At 48.1% G+C, this 597-nt stretch carries 1 pseudogene; it reads left to right on the top strand.

What is annotated here, in order from left to right:
* A pseudogene (locus tag OGV80_RS02160) lies at nucleotides 1–446 on the top strand (hypothetical protein); the annotation flags it as partial.
* Between the last annotated feature and the right edge of the window lie 151 nt (nucleotides 447–597).

Here is a 597-nt window from a genome sequence, read left to right as displayed (position 1 = left end):
CGGAGGAGCAGTCCCTGTGCATGACGCCGGGGTGTTACCGGGGAAAGAACCAGGCGCGCCGGGCGGCAGTGCGTATCCCGCTACGGGTTTGCTATCTGAGCCTGGCAGTAGTGACTCCTGCAGTTATACATATTCATAATGGATGGGAGGCATTTTCTGATCCGGAATTTTACATGATGCTGGCTGTGTTTTGTTTTATGTCATTGGGGTTGTGCCTGCTTCCTGCGGCGTGGTCAATTTACAAACATAAACCGTTACCGGAAGAAACGCTGTCAGAGGAGATATTCACCCTGTTGGGCTGGGAAAACGTGGCGGATATTAATCTGGATACGCTCCATAAACGGCGAAAAAAAGAGTGGAAGCGAACGGGGAACCCGCCAAACCCTCTGCGTAAAGGTACCCCCTTTGATTATTCAGGGGGGACACATTGTTTTTTTTATTATTAATACGGATGTTGAATGGTTCTTAACGGCATGGATAACGTATGAAAAAAGAACTGAAATTCTCGGACGGGTTACGAAGAAGCCTTGAAGGCAGCAATAAAAAATATCCGCTTCATAACTATCTGCAGCAAAAAAGTGAGCTGGCGCGAACGCA

The sequence above is a fragment of the Citrobacter sp. Ce119 genome (genome assembly GCF_030334525.1).
In the GTDB taxonomy this organism is placed as follows: domain Bacteria; phylum Pseudomonadota; class Gammaproteobacteria; order Enterobacterales; family Enterobacteriaceae; genus Citrobacter; species Citrobacter europaeus.
The sequence above is the reverse complement of the archived record's forward strand: the minus strand, read 5'-3'. Positions and strand labels throughout refer to the sequence as shown.